Annotated in this window: 19 protein-coding genes; 11 read left to right on the top strand and 8 right to left on the bottom strand. The window is 57.2% G+C overall.

What is annotated here, in order from left to right; translation table 11 throughout:
- Positions 1 to 114: 114 nt before the first annotated feature.
- From speFL to kdpF, 7 genes are all read right to left on the bottom strand, one after another.
- Positions 115 to 219, bottom strand: coding sequence for a leader peptide SpeFL (gene speFL, locus I6L53_RS15210; protein WP_114149115.1), 105 nt, complete (start codon positions 217 to 219; stop codon positions 115 to 117).
- 278 nt (positions 220 to 497) lie between these two features.
- Entirely contained in the window at positions 498 to 1175 is a 678-nt protein-coding gene (gene kdpE / locus I6L53_RS15205; RefSeq protein WP_042320663.1) for a two-component system response regulator KdpE, read from the bottom strand.
- Entirely contained in the window at positions 1172 to 3859 is a 2688-nt protein-coding gene (gene kdpD, locus I6L53_RS15200) for a two-component system sensor histidine kinase KdpD (protein WP_042320662.1), read from the bottom strand. Before kdpD ends, kdpE begins: the two co-directional genes overlap by 4 nt.
- A complete protein-coding gene (gene kdpC / locus I6L53_RS15195; RefSeq protein WP_042320661.1) occupies positions 3859 to 4425 on the bottom strand; it encodes a potassium-transporting ATPase subunit KdpC in 567 nt (188 codons plus the stop codon). The genes kdpD and kdpC overlap by 1 nt, the downstream gene beginning before the upstream one ends.
- A gap of 8 nt (positions 4426 to 4433) precedes the next feature.
- Positions 4434 to 6482, bottom strand: coding sequence for a potassium-transporting ATPase subunit KdpB (gene kdpB / locus I6L53_RS15190; protein WP_042320660.1), 2049 nt, complete (start codon positions 6480 to 6482; stop codon positions 4434 to 4436).
- A gap of 20 nt (positions 6483 to 6502) precedes the next feature.
- On the bottom strand, positions 6503 to 8182 hold the full coding sequence (gene kdpA, locus I6L53_RS15185; protein WP_042320659.1) for a potassium-transporting ATPase subunit KdpA: 1680 nt from the start codon (positions 8180 to 8182) through the stop codon (positions 6503 to 6505).
- Positions 8182 to 8271, bottom strand: coding sequence for a K(+)-transporting ATPase subunit F (gene kdpF / locus I6L53_RS15180; RefSeq protein ID WP_042285393.1), 90 nt, complete (start codon positions 8269 to 8271; stop codon positions 8182 to 8184). Before kdpF ends, kdpA begins: the two co-directional genes overlap by 1 nt.
- A gap of 309 nt (positions 8272 to 8580) precedes the next feature.
- Here kdpF and I6L53_RS15175 point away from each other — a divergent pair, with 309 nt between their 5' ends.
- The 11 genes from I6L53_RS15175 to nei all read left to right on the top strand — a co-directional run bounded on the left by I6L53_RS15175 (position 8581) and on the right by nei (position 17784).
- Positions 8581 to 8787, top strand: a complete 207-nt coding sequence (locus I6L53_RS15175) for a YbfA family protein (RefSeq protein WP_042320658.1) — start codon at positions 8581 to 8583, stop codon at positions 8785 to 8787.
- Between the two features lie 94 nt (positions 8788 to 8881).
- Positions 8882 to 9835 carry a YbgA family protein gene (locus tag I6L53_RS15170; protein WP_042320657.1) on the top strand — a complete coding sequence of 318 codons (954 nt, stop codon included), beginning with the start codon at positions 8882 to 8884 and terminating at the stop codon, positions 9833 to 9835.
- Between the two features lie 18 nt (positions 9836 to 9853).
- Positions 9854 to 11272 carry a deoxyribodipyrimidine photo-lyase gene (gene phrB, locus I6L53_RS15165; RefSeq protein WP_042320656.1) on the top strand — a complete coding sequence of 473 codons (1419 nt, stop codon included), beginning with the start codon at positions 9854 to 9856 and terminating at the stop codon, positions 11270 to 11272.
- 175 nt (positions 11273 to 11447) lie between these two features.
- A complete protein-coding gene (ybgI, locus tag I6L53_RS15160; protein WP_042320655.1) occupies positions 11448 to 12191 on the top strand; it encodes a radiation resistance protein YbgI in 744 nt (247 codons plus the stop codon).
- 21 nt (positions 12192 to 12212) lie between these two features.
- Entirely contained in the window at positions 12213 to 12869 is a 657-nt protein-coding gene (gene pxpB / locus I6L53_RS15155) for a 5-oxoprolinase subunit PxpB (protein ID WP_042320654.1), read from the top strand.
- A complete protein-coding gene (pxpC, locus tag I6L53_RS15150) occupies positions 12863 to 13795 on the top strand; it encodes a 5-oxoprolinase subunit PxpC (protein ID WP_042320653.1) in 933 nt (310 codons plus the stop codon). The genes pxpB and pxpC overlap by 7 nt, the downstream gene beginning before the upstream one ends.
- Complete coding sequence (gene pxpA, locus I6L53_RS15145; RefSeq protein ID WP_042320652.1) at positions 13785 to 14519, top strand: 5-oxoprolinase subunit PxpA; 735 nt, start codon at positions 13785 to 13787, stop codon at positions 14517 to 14519. Before pxpC ends, pxpA begins: the two co-directional genes overlap by 11 nt.
- 75 nt (positions 14520 to 14594) lie before the next feature.
- Positions 14595 to 15323: a DUF969 domain-containing protein gene (locus tag I6L53_RS15140; RefSeq protein ID WP_042320651.1), complete on the top strand. Its 729-nt coding sequence runs from the start codon at positions 14595 to 14597 to the stop codon at positions 15321 to 15323.
- Positions 15320 to 16315, top strand: a complete 996-nt coding sequence (locus tag I6L53_RS15135; RefSeq protein WP_042320650.1) for a DUF979 domain-containing protein — start codon at positions 15320 to 15322, stop codon at positions 16313 to 16315. The genes I6L53_RS15140 and I6L53_RS15135 overlap by 4 nt, the downstream gene beginning before the upstream one ends.
- A 9-nt stretch (positions 16316 to 16324) precedes the next feature.
- A complete protein-coding gene (gene pcp, locus I6L53_RS15130) occupies positions 16325 to 16969 on the top strand; it encodes a pyroglutamyl-peptidase I (protein WP_042320649.1) in 645 nt (214 codons plus the stop codon).
- 23 nt (positions 16970 to 16992) lie between these two features.
- Complete coding sequence (gene nei, locus I6L53_RS15125) at positions 16993 to 17784, top strand: endonuclease VIII (RefSeq protein WP_042320648.1); 792 nt, start codon at positions 16993 to 16995, stop codon at positions 17782 to 17784.
- Here the strand turns inward: nei and I6L53_RS15120 are convergent.
- Entirely contained in the window at positions 17781 to 18827 is a 1047-nt protein-coding gene (locus I6L53_RS15120; RefSeq protein ID WP_042320647.1) for an AbrB family transcriptional regulator, read from the bottom strand. The genes nei and I6L53_RS15120 overlap by 4 nt on opposite strands.
- Positions 18828 to 18987: the final 160 nt, after the last annotated feature.

Genomic DNA, 18987 nt, shown 5'->3' with positions numbered 1-18987 from the left:
CCGGTCACAGGCGAATCAAGGTTTAAGCAGTGTGAGCACTGAGGAATACAGGCGTGAGCCTGTGATACAGCGAGTCAGGAAGACCTGTATGCTGGAGTGCCCATAGTCGAAAGACTAACGGGCATTAAAGAAATGAAAGTCAAAACTATTACGGTGGGCAAACATCATAATATGCGTTGTCCGCCTTATATGGGGCATTGTACGGCTATTATTTTCCATTTTGCTTACCTTTACTGGATGAGTGGAAGGTGAGGGTATTTTATCCAGGAAATGGCATCATTCTGTGAAGGGGATCAATATTAAACGATCATTTTCAAAATAATTAGTCGCGGTTTATGCATATCGTGCGATAAGATATCGTATTGTTATTTATATGTTATAAACATGTATTTTATTATTTTTTTAGGATTTTACCTGTGACAGGAAATATATGTATTGTGACACGAAAAATAATAAAAATATTATTTTTGTTTTATTTAAAATAAATGAATAACCATTCACGGCATAAAGCGATAGCCAATGCCGGTTTCGGTGATGAAGTGGCGTGGGCGCGCGGGATCCTGCTCCAGTTTCTGTCGCAGGTGACCCATATAAATACGCAAATAGTGGCTGTGCTCAACGGCGTTCGGTCCCCAGACCTGGTTCAACAGCTGGCGCTGGGTAAGCACTTTCCCGGCGTTATTGAGCAATACGGCCAGCAAACGAAACTCAATCGGCGTCAGGTGGATCTCCGTTTCACCGCGATGAATCAGATGCGCGGCGAGATCCACCACCACATCGGAAAAGCGCACCACCGGTTCGGGGGAGGGGACAGCGGAATGACGGCGCAGGGCAACGCGCAGGCGCGCCTGTAACTCGCCAATGCCAAAAGGCTTGCTCAGATAGTCATCGGCACCCGCGTCAAGGGCGGCAATTTTGTCACTCTCTTCGCTACGGGCAGAGAGCACGATCACCGGGACGGCGCTCCACTGTCGCAGGTCGCGAATAAAATCAATACCGTCGCCGTCCGGCAGGCCGAGATCGAGAATAATGAGATCGGGCTTGCGCGTCGCCGCCTCCAGCAAGCCGCGCTGAAGGGTTTCGGCTTCGTACACGCGCAGACCATCGGCTTCCAGCGCGGTACGCAAGAAGCGGCGAATGGCTTGCTCATCTTCAACAATCAGAACGTTCGTCACATATCCTCATGAAAATCTTCAAGTTCCGGCGGGGTTTCTTGCACCAGTGTAACACGGAAACAGGCACCGCCCTGAGGGCGATTATAGACGGCAATTGCCCCGCCGTGCACTTCCACTATCGCCCGACAAATGGCCAGACCCAGCCCGACTCCCGGCACCGCTGACTCTTTATTCCCGCGGGCGAATTTATCGAAAACGCGCTGCTCCTGGCCCTGTGGAATGCCCGGCCCATTATCCCAGACGTCAAGTTGCAGATGATCGTTTTCAACGTGGGCATCGATGCCGATCTCCGCCTGCGGTCCGGCATATTTGATGGCATTCTCCAGCAGGTTAATCAGCACCCGCTCGAACAGCGGGCCATCGACGTGAATGAGGGTCAGCGGCGCGGGCAGGGAGAGATTCACCGGATGAACCAGACCGGGTTCCAGCATTTTCAGCGCGCTACCGACGACTTCTTCCAGCGTCAGCCACTCTTTTTTGAGGTTGAAACCGCCGGACTGAATGCGCGCCATATCCAGCAGATTGTTGACCAGGCGGGTGGTATTGAGCACATGCTGGCGAATCTCGCTGGCCTGTCTGGCATGAGGAGAGCCTTCACTGGCGAGGTCGAGCGTGAGGATTTCCGTCTGGCCAAACAGCACGGTCAGCGGCGTACGCAGATCGTGAGAAAGTGCGGCGAGCAGCGCGTTTCGCAGGCTTTCCCGTTCGCTTGCCAGCCGCGCCAGTTCTTCGCTGGCCGTTAAGGTCAGACGTTCCAGCGCATTCGCTACCAGCAGGGTGAACGTTTCCAACAGCCGCTGCTGCTCGGGGATCATCAACTGGCGCAGATTGCCCGGTTCGACAACCACCAGTCCGTGCGTTTTGTCGGCGCTGCGTAAAGGCAGGATCTGATACGGCACACCGGGCAGAGTATCAGTGCCAGCGCCCGCCGGTTGTCCTTTATCAAAGCTCCAGCGGGCAATGGCATCATCCCAGGGCGTCATTCCGTGCTGGTGAGTGAGGGCGGTCAGTTTACCCTCTTCATCCGGCAACAAAATCTGGCTACGGGCATGAAACGTGGAGGCAATAAATTGTTCGCTGGTCGTGGCGATATCTTGTGCGCTGCGTCCCATCGCCAGCGCTTTCGACATTTCATAAAGATGACGGGTGCGTTGTTCCCGATAGCGCGCGACGCGTGCCTGGTAACGCACTCCCGCCGTCAGGTTACCGACGACCAGTCCCACCGTCAGCATGACGCCAAAGGTGAGGAGATACTGCACGTCTGAGACGGCGAGCGTACCGCGCGGCGCAATGAAGAACAGGTCAAAACTGATCACACTAATAAAGGTGGCGAATACTGACGGCCAGCGACCATAGAAGAGGGCGATAACCACCACGCCGAGCAGATAAAGCATCACCAGGTTAGCTGCATCAAAGGCAGACAGCCACTGACTGGCAATAAAAGTGGTAAGGGCACAGAGGGCGACGGCGACCAGGCCGCCCTGAATTTGCACTCGCCATTTGTCCTTAAAGGCGCGAGTGTCGGGCATTGATGTCAGCGTCCTGACCGGTGGATCGTCCAGGGCGACGACCATCAGATCCAGTTCCGGCGCGCGTTTCGCCAGGCGGTCGGCAAAAGAATCGCGGTGCCACCAGCGCCGCGTTGTCGTGCGGCCCAGCACAATTTTTCCCAGATTGTGCTCGCGGGCGTAGCGGACTACCGCTTTGTCCTCGCTGGGGTCGGACAGCGTGGCGGTTTCCGCGCCCAGCTCTTGCGCTAATCGCAGGGCATGCAGAATATTGCGACGCTGCTTTTCGGGCAGGCGATGTAGCGCCGGTGTTTCGACATAAACGGCGTGCCAGACGCTGCCCAGGCGCGACGCCAGACGTGCGGCGGTGCGCACCAGTTTTTCACTGCCGGTGTTGTGACCAATACAGAGCAGAATGGCGTCGCGGGTATGCCAGACCTTCTCTTCACCCGGACGGCCCCGCCATGCGCGCATCTGATCGTCCACCCGGTCGGCAGTACGCCGCAGCGCCAGCTCGCGCAGCGCGATTAAATTGCCCTTGCGGAAGAAGTGTTCAATGGCGCGTTCGGCCTGCCCGGCGATATAGACTTTGCCTTCTTTCAGGCGCTGACGCAGATCGTCAGGTGGCAGATCGACCAGCACCACCTCGTCGGCAGCGTCAAAAAAGGGATCCGGTACGGTTTCGCGTACCTGAATTCCCGTCACGCCGCTGACCACGTCGTTCAGGCTTTCAAGATGCTGCACGTTGACGGTGGTAAAGACATCAATACCGGCGTCGAGCAGTTCTTCAATGTCCTGCCAGCGCTTGGGATGGCGTGAGCCAGGCGCATTACTGTGCGCCAGTTCATCCATTAAGATCAGCGCCGGACGGCGGGCGAGCGCCGCATCGAGATCGAACTCGCTGATATGGCGTCCATGGCGCGTCTGCCGCCTCAACGGCAGGATGCTGAGACCGTCCAGCAGGGCAGCGGTCTCTTTGCGTCCGTGTGTCTCCACCACGCCAATCAGAATATCCAGTCCCTGTGCGCGCAGGCGCTGGGCCTCGGCCAGCATGGCCCAGGTTTTGCCGACGCCCGCACAGGCACCGAAGAATATTTTCAGTTTTCCGCGGTGCGGGGAAACCGCCTGCTCCAGCAGGCGATCGGGATCGGGGCGTAAAACGTCATCATCAACCATCAGAGCCTGTCCAGCGCTAAATTGAGTTCCACAATATTGACCACCGACGGACCGATAAAGCTCACCGGCGGTTTCTGCGTGTATTCTGCAACCAGTCGCGTCACCTGTTCAATGCTGAGATGGCGGGCCTGCGCCACGCGAGGGATTTGCCACGCCACCGCGGCGGGCGTCAGATTATTGTCCAGACCGCTCGCGGAGGCGGTGACCAGCTCCACCGGTACGGCGGGACTGGCCTGCGGGTTGGCGACGCGCAGGGCGGCGATCCGGTTTTGCAATTGTTTATCCAGTTCCGGGTTACTGACGGCGAGATTACTGCCGCCGGAAGCCATGGGATTATAGGGCATTTCAGCGGTGGCCGAAGGTCGTCCCTGGAAATAGCCTTCAGAGGTAAAGTTTTGCCCGATCAGCGCAGAACCGCGCACCCCGCGATCATCCTGAATCAGTGAACCATTGGCCTGATGCGGGAACCACCATTGCCCCAGCGCGGTGGTGAGCAACGGATACGCGCCGCCCGTCAGCAGCATCAGGAAAATCATAGTTGAGAACAACGGACGTAAACCACTCATCAGATACCTCACACCAGACCCAGCAGGGTCAGCAGTAAATCAATGACTTTGATGCCGATAAACGGCACAACCAGACCACCCAGGCCGTAGATCCACAGGTTGCGGCGCAGCATGGCAGATGCGGAAAGCGGTTTGTAGCTCACGCCTTTCAACGCCAGCGGGATCAGAAAGACAATGATCAAAGCGTTAAAGATAACCGCGCTCAGAATGGCCGAATCAGGTGAATGCAGACGCATAATGTTCAGCGCATTCAGTTGCGGATAGGTTGCGGCGAAAGCGGCCGGAATGATCGCGAAGTACTTCGCCACGTCGTTGGCGATACTAAACGTGGTCAGCGAACCGCGCGTCATCAGCATCTGTTTGCCGATGTGCACCACTTCGATAAGTTTGGTGGGGTTGGAATCGAGATCCACCATGTTGCCCGCTTCTTTCGCCGCCTGCGTACCGGAGTTCATCGCCACCGCGACATCGGCCTGGGCCAGCGCCGGGGCGTCGTTGGTGCCATCCCCCGTCATTGCCACTAAGCGACCTTCCGCCTGATACTGGCGGATGAGCGCCAGTTTGGCTTCTGGCGTCGCTTCAGCAAGGAAGTCATCTACGCCCGCTTCGGCGGCGATGGCTGCCGCGGTCAGGCGGTTATCGCCGGTAATCATCACCGTTTTGATGCCCATTTTACGCAACTGGGCAAAGCGTTCTTTTATCCCGCCTTTAACGATATCTTTCAGCGCGATCACGCCCAATACACGGGAACCTTCCACGACGACGAGCGGCGTGGCACCCTGACGGGCGACGCTATCCACTTTCTGCTCAACATCCGCCGGGAACTGACCGCCGTTGACCTCAATGTGGCGACGAATGGCATCGACGGAGCCTTTACGAATCATCCGGTTGTCGATGTTAATGCCGCTCATGCGGCTTTGAGCGGTAAAGGGCACGAAGGTGGCATGCAGCGACTGCACATCGCGCTCGCGCAGATTAAACCGCTGCTTGGCGAGGATCACAATGCTGCGGCCTTCTGGCGTCTCATCGGCTAATGAAGAGAGCTGCGCGGCGTCGGCCAATGTTTTTTCATCCACGCCCTGTGCAGGCAGGAAGTCCGATGCCTGACGGTTACCCAGTGTAATGGTGCCGGTTTTATCCAGCAGCAGCACGTCCACATCCCCTGCGGCTTCCACAGCGCGTCCGCTGGTGGCGATGACGTTCGCACCGAGCATACGGCTCATCCCGGCGACGCCAATGGCGGAGAGCAGCCCGCCGATGGTCGTCGGGATGAGACAAACCAGCAGGGCGACCAGCACCGTGACGCTGACCGCGTGACCGCCCCAGGCCGAAAATGGCCACAGCGTGGCGGTTGCCAGTAAAAAGACAATCGTCAGGGCTATCAGCAGAATAGTCAGAGCAATCTCATTGGGCGTTTTGCGACGCTGCGCGCCTTCGACCATGGCGATCATCCGGTCAAGGAAGGTTTCGCCTGGGTTCACGCTACATTCGATCACCAGCCAGTCGGAGAGAATGCGCGTCCCGCCGGTTACTGAGGCGAAATCGCCGCCGGACTCACGAATCACCGGCGCGGATTCGCCGGTAATGGCGCTTTCATCCACAGAGGCGCCGCCTTCAATGACTTCGCCGTCGCAGGGAATAATATCGCCTGCTTCCACCAGCACGATATCGCCTTTGCGTAGCTCATCGGCGGGAACGTGATCCATCTTCGCACCGTACTTCGGCTCGCGCAGTTTGCGAGCAAAGGCGGTTTTTTTCACCCCTTTGAGGCTGTTGGCCTGCGCTTTACTGCGTCCTTCGGCGAGCGCTTCGGCAAAGTTAGCAAACAGTACGGTGACCCACAGCCACAGGCTGATTGCCCCGGTAAACAGTGCGCTGCCTGCCATCTGTCCCGTTGCCATCGCGAGTGCGATCGCGGTGGTCAGCAGGCTACCAATCCAGACGATGAACATCACCGGGTTGCGCCACTGGGTATGTGGGCTTAATTTTTTCACTGCGTCCATCAGCGCCTGAGCGACCAGAGAGGGTTCGAACAGCGCCAGTTGTTTGCGACTCATAACATTGTGCTCCGCATCGCTCAGCGTAAGGAAAGGTGTTCAGCGACTGGGCCAAGCGCCAGTGCAGGAATAAAGGTCAGGGCGCCGACTAACAGCACCGTGCCTATCAGTAAGCCGATAAACAGCGCGCCGTGCGTCGCCAGCGTCCCGGGGCTGGCCGGTTGGCTTTTTTTCGCCACCAGCGAGCCGGCAATGGCCATCACCGGAATGATGACCCCGAAGCGACCGACAAACATGCAGAACGCCAGCAGGCAGTTCCAGAACGGAGTGTTGGCGCTCAGACCCGCAAAGGCGCTGCCGTTGTTGTTGGCCGCGGAAGAGACGGCGTACAGCACTTCGCTGAAGCCGTGTGGGCCGGGGTTGAGCATGGCGCTGCGTCCTGCATCGGTCATCATGGCGAGCGCGGTGCCGAGTAACACCAGCGCCGGGGTGACCAGAATCGCCAACGCGGTCATTTTCATCTCGCGAACGTCGATTTTCTTGCCCAGGTATTCGGGGGTGCGGCCAATCATCAGCCCGGCGATAAACACCGCCAGCAGCACGAACAGCAGCATGCCGTAAAGACCTGAACCGACGCCGCCGAATACCACTTCACCGATTTGCATGAGCCACATCGGCACCATGCCGCCCAGCGCAGTCATCGAGTCGTGCATGGCGATCACCGCCCCGCACGAGGCCGCCGTCGTGACCACGGCAAACAGACTGCTTACCAGCACGCCAAAGCGGCTCTCTTTGCCTTCCATATTGAGACTGGCGTCTGCGCCAAACTGCAGCAGGTGCGGGTTGCCCTGAATCTCAGCCCACATCACTACCGCAACGCAGACGATAAAGATGAGCGACATGGCCCACAGCAGCATCCGTCCCTGACGACGATCGCCAGCCGCGTCACCAAACGCGAAACAGAGTGCGGCTGGAAGTAAAAAGATCGCCAGCATTTGCACCATGTTGGTCAGTGCAGTTGGGTTTTCGAACGGGTGCGCTGAGTTGGCATTAAAGAAGCCACCGCCGTTGGTCCCCAGCATTTTGATGGCTTCCTGCGAGGCCACGGGCCCCATAGGCAGCAGTTGCCGTACGCCTTCCAGGGTGGTGAAGGGTTGATAGGGCAGCAGGTTTTGCAGACTGCCTTGCTGAATAAAGAACAGCGCAATCACCAGCGCGATGGGGAATAAGATCCACAGCGTAATGCGCACCAGATCGACCCACGCATTGCCCAGCGTGCTCATGCTCTGGCGCGTAAAGGCGCGGATCAGGGCGAATACCACGGCGATCCCCGTTGCGGCAGATAAAAAGTTTTGTACCGTCAGCCCGGCCATCTGACTGAAGTAGCTTAGGGTGGTTTCCCCGCTGTAGGACTGCCAGTTGGTGTTAGCAACGAAGCTGACCGCCGTGTTGAGCGCCAGATGCCATGACAGGCCAGGCAATTGCTGTGGATTCAGCGGGAGAAGGTGTTGCCCCATTAACATCAGAAACAGAATCACCAGCCCCAGTACGTTCAGGCCGAGGATCGCCAGCAGGTACTGTTTCCAGTTCATCTCGTGTGACGAAATGCCCAGCCCGCGCCAGATCAGACGCTCAATGCCCGCTGTACCTGGCAGTGAATTATTGCCGATCAGTAGTGCCAGGCCCGCGCCTAACGGTCTGGCGAGCACGAATAAAATCACCAGAAAACTGGCGATGAGTAAAAATCCTTGCGCAGCCATCAGAACGCCTCCGCATTGATTAATGCATACACCAGATAACCTAATAATAAGAAAATCAGCACGATACCGATTATCACGCCTGCACTCACAGTGCACCTCCAGTGGCATAAATGTGATAAACAGAGCGTAAATATCTGGCTGCAAAGATTTTGCAAAAATCGGCGGCGGGGATGTAAAAAAAGTATAAAAATGGCAAAGACCATCATTTAACTAATGATTAGTATTAATTTAACTATTTTGTAACTTAGTTACGAAATAAAGATAAACAGAACGTAAATAGCTAAAAATAAGTGGTCGGATGAGTAGTAAAATTACACGCAAAGCGGTACTATTTTCAGCAGATAACCAATTTGACTTTACCGGTGATGATTACCGGCCAGATAAAGGGGAGACAAACGATGGAATTGTACAAAGAATATCCAGCGCATGTTGTATTGTTACGCCGTACTTTCGCCGTTGTGGCTGGGGTGCTGGCATTGCCGGTCATGCTGTTCTGGAAAGACCGCGCCCGTTTTTACAGCTATTTACACCGCGTGTGGTCGAAAACCAGCGATAAGCCGGTGTGGATGGATCAGGCTGAAAAAGCCACCGGCGATTTCTACTAAGATCATCGCGTTCAAAAGAACCGCCAACAGCAATGTGGCGGTTTTTTTATGTCTCTGTGTCTACACTTATTTCAGAAATGGAAAAGGAGACATCATGAGCGAGAAAATCCCTGTTGGCATTAGCGCCTGTTTGTTAGGGGAGGCGGTTCGCTTTGATGGTGGACATAAGCGCCTGACCTTTGCAGTCGAAGAACTTTCACCGTGGGTGCATTTTGAACCCGTCTGTCCGGAAATGGCGATCGGCCTGGCGGTGCCGCGTCCTGCATTGCGTTTAGTTAAAACGGAAGAGGCAATTGCATTGCGTTTCAGCGATCGGCGGGAGGGCGATTTAACCCAGATGATGACCGCGTTCAGTGAAGAACGTGTCAGCCGTTTCGAACACCTTTGCGGCTACATCGTCTGTGCGAAATCCCCCAGTTGCGGCATGGAGCGTGTACGCGTGTATGACGCGGAAGGAAAAAACAACCGTAAAGCCGGGCGCGGTATTTATACCGCAGTGCTGATGGCGCGCTTCCCGTGGCTCCCTGTTGAAGAGGACGGGCGACTGCACGATCCACAATTACGAGAAAATTTTGTCGCGCGGATTTATGCGCTGCATGAATTGCATGGGCTGCGCCAACAAGGATTGACGCGCGGCGCGCTGATTGACTATCACAGCCGCTATAAACTGTTGCTGCTGGCTCATTCTCAACCGGAATATCGCGAACTGGGGCGCTTTGTCGCCGCCATCCACGAATGGAAAAGTCTGGATGAATTCTTCATTGAATATCGTCTGCGCCTGATGAAACTGATGTCCCATCCTGCCACCCGGCGAAACCATACCAATGTCCTGATGCACGTTCAGGGCTATTTTCGCAAACAGCTCAATGCCCGTCAGCGGCAGGAGTTGGCTTCCCTCATTGACGGCTATCGACGCGCCACGCAACCACTGCTTGCACCCGTCACGCTGCTCAAACACTATATGGCGGAATATCCGGATGCGTATCTCGCCGGGCAACGCTATTTTGATCCCTGGCCGGAAGCTCTGCGACTGCGCTACGGGAGTTGATTTTTTTTCGGGAGTGTTATGTCCACCCATCTGGTCTGGTTTCGTCGCGATCTCCGTCTGCATGACCATCTTGCCCTTGCCGCCGCCTGCCGCCAGCGGGCTGCGCGCGTCGTGGCGTTGTTTATCTCCACGCCTGGACAGTGGGCGGACCATGAGATGTCACCGCGGCAGGCCGCCTTTATTCAGGCCCAGTTGACGGCCTTACAAACGGCGCTCGCGGAAAAAGGCATTCCGCTGCTGTTTGAAGAGGTCAATGATTTTGCGGCCAGCATCGAAACGGTGAAGGCGGTGTGTGAACAGCAAAACGTCAGCCATCTGTTCTACCACTATCAATATGAAGTGAATGAGCGCGAGCGCGATGCGGCAGTGGAAAGTGCGCTGCCCAATGTGGTTTGCGAAGGGTTTGATGATAGCGTGATCCTGCCGCCGGGCGCGGTGATGACGGGAAATAACGAGATGTATAAAGTCTTCACGCCGTTTAAAAACGCCTGGTTAAAACGGCTGAAAGAGGGAATGCCGGTATGCGTTTCCGCGCCCGAACGACGTGAGGGGCATGACGTTTCGACATCGTTACCGCCGATTAGGCTTAACTATCCGCAGCAGGATTTTGACCAGGCCCTTTTCCCGGCACAAGAGAAAGCCGCGATTGCCCGGCTACGCCAGTTCTGCCAGCAGGACGCGGGAGAATATGACGAACGACGTGACTTTCCGGCCATTGAGGGCACCAGTCGTTTGTCCGCCAGTCTGGCAACGGGAGGCTTGTCGCCGCGCCAGTGTCTGCATCGCCTGCTGGCGGAACAGCCGCAGGCGCTGGATGGCGGTGCGGGCAGCGTCTGGCTGAACGAACTTATCTGGCGCGATTTTTATCGCCATCTGATGACCTACCATCCTGAACTGTGCAAGTACCGTCCCTTTATTCTCTGGACCGATCGTGTGTGCTGGCGGGACAGTGCGGCCCATTTGCAGGCCTGGCAGGAGGGAAAAACAGGGTATCCGATTGTCGATGCGGCGATGCGACAGCTGAACGCCACTGGCTGGATGCATAACCGTCTGCGGATGATTACGGCCAGCTTCCTGGTAAAAGATCTGCTGATCGACTGGCGTAAAGGCGAGCGCTATTTCATGTCACAACTGATAGATGGCGATCTCGCCGCGAATAATGGTGGCTGGCAGTGGGCTGCCTCCACCGGAACCGACGCCGCGCCGTATTTCCGCATTTTTAATCCGACGACGCAGGGTGAAAAGTTCGACAGCGAGGGTGAGTTTATCCGCCAGTGGATCCCGGAACTTAGCGCTGTGCCGGGTAAGGCGATACACGAGCCGTGGAAATGGGCAACAAAAGCGGGCATTTCCCTCGACTATCCGCAGCCTATTGTCGATCACAAACAGGCGCGCCTGGAGACACTTGCCGCGTATGAGGCCGCGCGAAAAAGCTAACGGTGACTATGCGTCAGACCCCCATAACTATTCAGTAAGAGGTGCGTAAATACGCCCCTTTTTTATGGCTAAGCGCGGGGGCGATGGTTTATTAATATGACAAAGAATTGACTATCGACGAACAGGCACTGGGACGCTATGTTAACGGAGTGCATAAATAAACAAGGGATCGATGATGAAAAACACCGAACTGGAACAACTGATCAACGAGAAACTGAACAGCGCCGCTATCAGTGACTACGCGCCAAACGGTTTACAGGTTGAAGGCAAAGAGACGGTGCAGAAAATCGTCACCGGCGTGACCGCCAGTCAGGCGTTACTGGATGAAGCGGTGCGTCTGCAAGCCGATGCGGTCATCGTTCATCATGGTTATTTCTGGAAAGGCGAGTCCCCGGTGATTCGCGGGATGAAGCGCAATCGTCTGAAAACGTTGCTGGCGAATGACATTAACCTCTACGGCTGGCATCTCCCGCTGGATGCGCATCCCGAACTGGGCAACAACGCGCAACTGGCGGCGCTGTTGGGGATCACCGTAATGGGGGAAATCGAGCCGCTGGTACCCTGGGGCGAACTGGCGATGCCGGTCTCCGGGCTGGAACTGGCGTCGTGGATTGAAGCGCGTCTTGGGCGCAAGCCGTTGTGGTGCGGTGATACCGGGCCAGATACCGTCAAACGCGTCGCCTGGTGCACCGGCGGCGGACAAAGCTTCATCGACAGCGCCGCGCAGGCTGGTGTCGACGCCTTTATCACAGGTGAAGTTTCCGAACAAACCATCCACTCTGCCCGTGAACAGGGGCTGCATTTTTACGCCGCCGGACACCATGCCACTGAACGCGGCGGGATCCGCGCGCTCAGCGAATGGCTGACAGAGAACACCGATTTGGATGTGACGTTTATTGATATTCCAAACCCGGCATAAATAAAAACAAGAGGAACGCAAGTGCAACGAGCGCGTTGTTATCTGTTAGGTGAAACGGCGGTGGTGCTGGAGCTTGAGCCGCCGGTGACGCTGGCGAGCCAGAAACGTATCTGGCGGCTGGCGCAGCGTTTGGTTGAGACGCCAAACGTCGTTGAGGCGATTCCGGGAATGAACAATATCACCGTGATCCTGCGCGACCCGCAAACGCTGGCGCTGGATGCGATTGAACGCCTGCAACGCTGGTGGGAGGAGAGTGAGGCGCTGGAGCCTGACTCGCGCTATATCGAAATTCCGGTGATCTACGGCGGCGCTGGCGGTCCCGATCTGGCAGACGTTGCCCGTCACAGCGGTCTGACTGAAAAGCAGGTAGTGGAACTGCACGCGTCGGTCGAGTATGTGGTCTGGTTTTTAGGTTTTCAGCCCGGTTTCCCGTATCTCGGCAGCTTACCGGAACAACTGCACACGCCAAGACGGGCGGAGCCGCGACTGAGGGTTCCGGCGGGGTCGGTGGGTATCGGCGGGCCGCAAACGGGTATTTATCCGCTGCCAACGCCCGGCGGCTGGCAACTGATCGGTCATACTTCGCTACCCCTGTTCGACCCGAAAAAAGAGCAACCGGTTCTCCTGCGGCCCGGCGATAGCGTGCGCTTTATCCCGCAGAAGGAGGGGGTATGCTGAATATTATTCGCGCGGGGCTGTACACCTCGGTTCAGGACGGCGGTCGCCACGGCTTTCGTCAGTCAGGCGTTAGCCACTGCGGCGCGCTGGATAAACCCGCAATGCAAATCGCCAACCTGTTGGTGGGCAATGAGGCCAGTGCGCCAGTGCTGGAAATTACCCTCGGTCAGTTGGTTGTGGAGTTTGAGACCGACGGCTGGTTTGCCCTGACCGGTGCGGGATGTGAAGCGCGACTGGATAATCACCCCGTCTGGACCGGCTGGCGTCTGCCGGTGAAAGCGGGCCAGCGCCTGGCGCTGAAGCGTCCGCAGCACGGAATGCGCAGCTATCTTGCGCTGGCAGGTGGCATCGACGTGCCGGAAGTGATGGGGTCATGCAGTACCGATCTCAAAGTGGGCATTGGCGGGTTGGAAGGCCGTCTGCTCAAAGATGGCGACCGGCTGGCGATCGGTAAACCCCGACGCGCGTTCCGGGAGGCGCTGGGGGTAAAACAGCTGCTGTGGGGAAACCGCATTCGGGCGCTGCCGGGGCCGGAGTACCACGAATTTGACGCGGTTTCGCAGGAGTCATTCTGGCGATCGCCGTGGCATCTCAGTCCGCAGAGTAACCGGATGGGCTACCGCTTGCAGGGGCAACCGCTGACGAGGACGACGGATCGTGAACTGGTGTCGCATGGTCTGCTGCCCGGTGTGGTTCAGGTACCGCACAACGGTCAGCCGATTGTCTTAATGAACGATGCCCAGACGACCGGCGGCTATCCGCGCATCGCCTGCATTATCGAGGCCGACATGTACCATCTGGCGCAAATTCCGCTCGGTCAACCTATCCACTTTGTTCAGTGCTCGCTGGAGGAGGCGCTGAAAGCGCGTCAGGACCAACAGCGCTATCTGGAACAACTCACATGGCGACTCAACGATGAACATTGATTTAAATGCGGACCTCGGCGAAGGTTGCGCCAGCGATGGAGAACTGCTGACGCTGGTCTCATCGGCCAACATTGCCTGCGGATTTCATGCTGGCGATGCGCAAACCATGCTGGCAAGCGTGCGTGAGGCGCTGAAAAAAGGCGTTGCCATTGGCGCGCACCCGAGCTTTCCGGATCGGGAAAACTTTGGGCGCACGGCGATGACGCTGCCTGCAGAAACGGTCTACGCGCAAACGCTGTATCAAATCGGCGCGCTGGCCGCAATGACCCGGTCGGAGGGCGGCGTCATGCGTCATGTGAAACCTCACGGCATGCTCTACAACCAGGCGGCGAAAGATCCGCAACTGGCGGATGCCATTGCGAAGGCGGTGTACGCCTGCGATCCGGCGCTGATTCTGGTCGGCCTGGCGGGAAGCGAACTGATCCGCGCGGGTGAGCGTTACGGTCTCGCCACGCGCCAGGAGGTGTTCGCCGATCGCGGTTATCAGGCGGACGGCTGCCTGGTGCCGCGCAGCCAACCGGGCGCGCTGATTGAAGACGAAGAACAGTCGCTGGCACAAACGCTGGAGATGGTTGAGCGCGGACGCGTAAAAAGCCTCACCGGTGAATGGGCAAGCGTTGTGGCGCAGACGGTCTGTATTCATGGCGATGGGGAACACGCGCTGGCCTTCGCCCGACGTTTACGCTCGGCATTTGAATCACGCGGTATCGAGATTGTCGCATAAGAATTGACGCAGCCCCCACAGAGGGGCTGTGCATATAAAAACACCACAACAAAACACAACATACAGGAATGGATTATGGGAGATGCAATAACGCTCTGGCCACTGATGGGCATTGCCGTCATTGTGGTTGGATTTCTTTTACGTTTTAACCCGGTGCTGGTGGTTATTGTCGCCGGGATCGTCACCGGACTGGCGGCGCAGATGCCGATCGCCACGATCCTCGAAAAGCTGGGTGAAGGTTTTCTCAATACCCGCAACCTGCCGTTTATCCTGCTGATCCCGCTGGCGGTTATCGGTCTGCTCGAGCGTCACGGTTTGAAAGAGCGTGCCCAGGCGTGGATTGCCAAAATTCGAAGCGCCACGTCAGGCCGCCTGCTGATTGTCTATCTGTTTATTCGTGAGGCTACCGCCGCGCTGGGGCTGACCAGCCTGGGCGGACACCCGCAAATGGTGCGCCCCCTGTTAGCGCCAATGGCGGAAGGGGCAGCGGAGAAAACGTACGGGACCTTGCCCGGCGCGGTGCGCTACCGTCTGCGGGCAATGTCGGCGGCGACAGATAACGTGGGACTCTTTTTTGGTGAAGATATCTTCGTGGCATTCGGCGCGATTATCTTCATGCACAACTTTATGCTGGAATCCGGCGGCATTCAGACCGAGCCGCTGCATATTGCCCTGTGGGGGATCCCGACAGCCTTGTGCGCCTTCGTGATCCACGGCACGCGACTGTGGCGACTGGATAATTATCTGCAACGCGAGATGGCGAAAGCCGGTTCTGTCGACACCCGCAAAGGAGAGGCGCAATGAATTTTCAGCAAAGCTACCTCTACTGGCTGGCGGGAATCGTTCTGCTGATTGTCGCCATCATGTCCTGGCAGGACAAAGCCAATCCGCGTCGGCTGACGACTGGGTTATTCTGGGGCGTTTACGGGCTGTTGTTCCTGCTGGGCGACTGGACGTATCAACTGGTGGGTGACAAACGTACGGTCAATATTGCCGTGGGGGTCGCGGTGGTGTTAATGGCGCTGATTGCCGGCTTTGGCGGCGTGAAACTGGGGAGTTATCACCAGCGTACCCGCGAGCAGCGTGAAGAGAGCGCCACGCGTCTGGGGAACCGCCTGTTTTATCCGGCGCTGGCCATTCCGGTCGTCACCGTGATTGGCGTATTGATGTTCAACCATATTCCGGGATTGCAGGACGCCGTGTTTGGTCCGGGCAATCACGCCACGCTGGTGACGCTGTTCTCGATGACCGCGGGCTCGCTGATTGGTCTGGGCATGGCTGTCAAAATGACTCATGAGAAGGTACATCAGCCGATCCAGGAGGCGCGTCGCCTGCTGGACTCCATCGGTTGGGCATTTATTCTGCCGCAGATCCTCGCGACGTTAGGGCTGTTGTTCACGGCTGCAGGCGTTGGCAGCGGAATTTCGTATCTCACGCAAGAGTATCTGGCCGTCGACAGCCGCTTTATTGCGGTAGCGGTATATACCATTGGGATGGCCCTGCTGACGATGGTGATGGGCAATGCGTTTGCCGCTTTCCCGATTGTCACTGCGGGAATTGGCATTCCGATCCTGGTGCTCCAGCACGGCGGGAATCCGGCGGTGATGGCGGCCATTGGGATGTTCTCCGGCTATTGCGGCACGCTGATGACGCCGATGGCGGCGAACTTTAACATTGTGCCCGCCGCGCTGCTGGAACTGCCGGATAAAAACGCGGTCATTAAAGCGCAGGTGCCGACCGGCATACTGCTCCTGTTAGTCAACGTGTTCCTGATGTATTTCCTGATGTTCCTGTAAGGAGGACGGATGAAAACGGTATTAATCACCGGGTTTGAGCCCTTCGGCGGCGAGCAGGTTAACCCGTCCTGGGAAGTGGTCTCGCGTCTCGACAATGCTATCATCGCCGGATGTCGCGTGGTGGCGCGCCAGTTGCCTTGTGTGTTTGGCGAGTCGCTCAGTGTGCTGAATTCCACTATTGATACGCTCTCTCCGTCGCTGGTTTTGGCGATCGGTCAGGCGGGTGGACGTGCGGATATCACCGTTGAGCGCGTGGCGATCAACGTCGATGACGCTCGTATCCCGGATAATAAGGGCCAGCAGCCGGTGGATGAGCCGATTATTGCCGGCGGGCCTGCGGCCTGGTTTAGCACACTGCCGATCAAAGCGATGGTGGCCGCGATGCGTGAAGCGGGCGTGCCGGCGTCGGTATCGCAGACGGCGGGAACGTTTGTCTGCAACCATGTGATGTACGGATTGCTGCACAAACTGAGCGACATCGCGGAGGTGAAGGGGGGATTCATCCATATCCCTTATCTGCCGCAGCAGGCGGCCGCGCATCCGGGAGCACCCAGTATGGCGGCAGAAACGGTGCGTCTGGCGCTGGAGGTGGCGATCGCCACCGCATTGCAAGTCGATGATGACATTGCCGTGACGGGCGGTGCCACGCACTAATCTCCTCAGATAAGGACAGAACCATGCCTGAAGGCCCGGAAATCCGCCGCGCGGCGGATAACCTGGAGGCGGCGATCAAAGGCAAACCCTTGACGGATGTCTGGTTTGCCTTTGCGCAGTTAAAACCCTATCAATCCTCGCTGGTGGGGCAGAGCGTCACGGCGATGGAGACGCGTGGCAAAGCGCTGCTGACCCATTTTTCCGGGGGGCTGACGCTCTACAGCCATAACCAGCTGTATGGCGTCTGGCGCGTGGTGGACAGTGGTGAGACGCCGCAAACCACCCGCGTTCTGCGCGTAAAACTGCAAACGGCGGATAAAACCATTTTGCTCTACAGCGCGTCTGACATCGAGATGTTGACCCCGGAACAGCTCACCACTCATCCTTTCCTGCAACGGGTCGGACCGGATGTGCTGGACCTGCGTCTGACGCCTGAAACGGTGAAAACCCGGTTACTCTCCCCGCGTTTTCGCAATCGTCAGTTTTCCGGCCTGTTACTGGATCAAGCCTTTCTTGCCGGACTGGGGAACTATCTGCGGGTGGAGATCCTCTGGCAGGTGGGATTAACCGGTCAGCATAAAGCCCGCGATCTCAGCGATACGCAGTTGACGGCATTAGCGAATGCGCTGCTGGATATTCCGCGCCTGTCGTATACCACGCGCGGTCAGGTGGATGACAACAAACATCATGGCGCGCTGTTTCGCTTTAAGGTGTTCCATCGCGACGGTGAACCCTGCGAGCGCTGCGGCGGGATCATCGCAAAAACCACGCTCTCCTCGCGCCCGTTCTATTGGTGTCCACATTGCCAGCATTAATGCGCCTGTCGCGGTGCCTTTGCTGAAATAAAGCGGGCGATGGCCGGGCCGGTGAGGAGAATACTGAACAGGCGCAGGGTTTGCATCGCCATAATCAGAGACATATCGGCGTGACTGCCGGCGGCAATCACCGCCACCGTATCCAGCCCGCCTGGGCTGGTCGCGAGATAGGCGCTTAAAAAATCAATCTGCATATAGTGGGCGAGCCCCCAGGCCATCGCCGCACAAATCGCCAGTAAGGCGAAGATGGAGACCAGGATCTGCGGCAACGGTCGCAGCGCCATAAAAAACACCTGTTTGTCGAACCCGAGGCCAATCTGCCAGCCGATAATCATATAGGCTATCGCCAGCAGCCATTCCGGTAGTTCAATCACCATCACGCCGCTCGCGTGCAGCACCGCGCCGACCAGCATCGGCACCAGCATTGTACCGGAGGGAATGCGTAACACCCGTCCGACAACGCCGGCCACCGCTGCTAACAGCAGTGTCGTGAACAAATTGCCGCTCAGGGGGGGGAACCACTCAATCTGTTGGCTGACGGTTTCCGCGCTTTCGCCCATGATAAACCGCGTCACCAGCACCGCCGCCCCGGCGACAAAGAGTACCCGAAGATACTGCATAAAGGCGACCAGACGGATGTCGGCACCGTAATCCTGAGCCATCGCGACCATTGCCGCTGCGCCGCCCGGTGACGAGCCCCACGCGCCGGTGTTGCCCGGTAGCGAACTGTAGCGAACCAGCAGCCAGCCGACGACGGTACTGGAGAGCAACGTTACCAGCAGAACCGCCAGCACTACCGCCCAGTTTGCCACCAGGGTGGTTAACAAAGACGCGGAAAGATTTTGTGCAATCATGCAGCCGAGAATAGCCTGAGTACCGAGGAACGTGCAGCGGGGAAGCTGCAGGGCGATGCCGCGCAGGCTGAACAGAATGCCGGTGATCATCGGACCAAGCAGTAAAGCCGCCGGAAGATGAATGCAGAGAAACAGCAGGGATAAAAGAAGTGACAGCAAAAACAACAAGCCCCACCGCAGAACTGGCATCCTGTGCTCCCGGAAGAAAATGAACAAACTATCCGTAAATCATAGAGAAGGGCAGAGAAGATTAATATATCGAGGGTCAAGAAAAGGCAGGGAAGTTGCCGGATGGCGCTAACACTTATCCGGCCTACGAATTGACAACCGTAGGCCGGATAAGACGCGG

This window comes from Citrobacter farmeri, from assembly GCF_019048065.1.
Lineage (GTDB): Bacteria > Pseudomonadota > Gammaproteobacteria > Enterobacterales > Enterobacteriaceae > Citrobacter_A > Citrobacter_A farmeri.
This window is presented reverse-complemented; position numbering and strand designations above follow the sequence as displayed.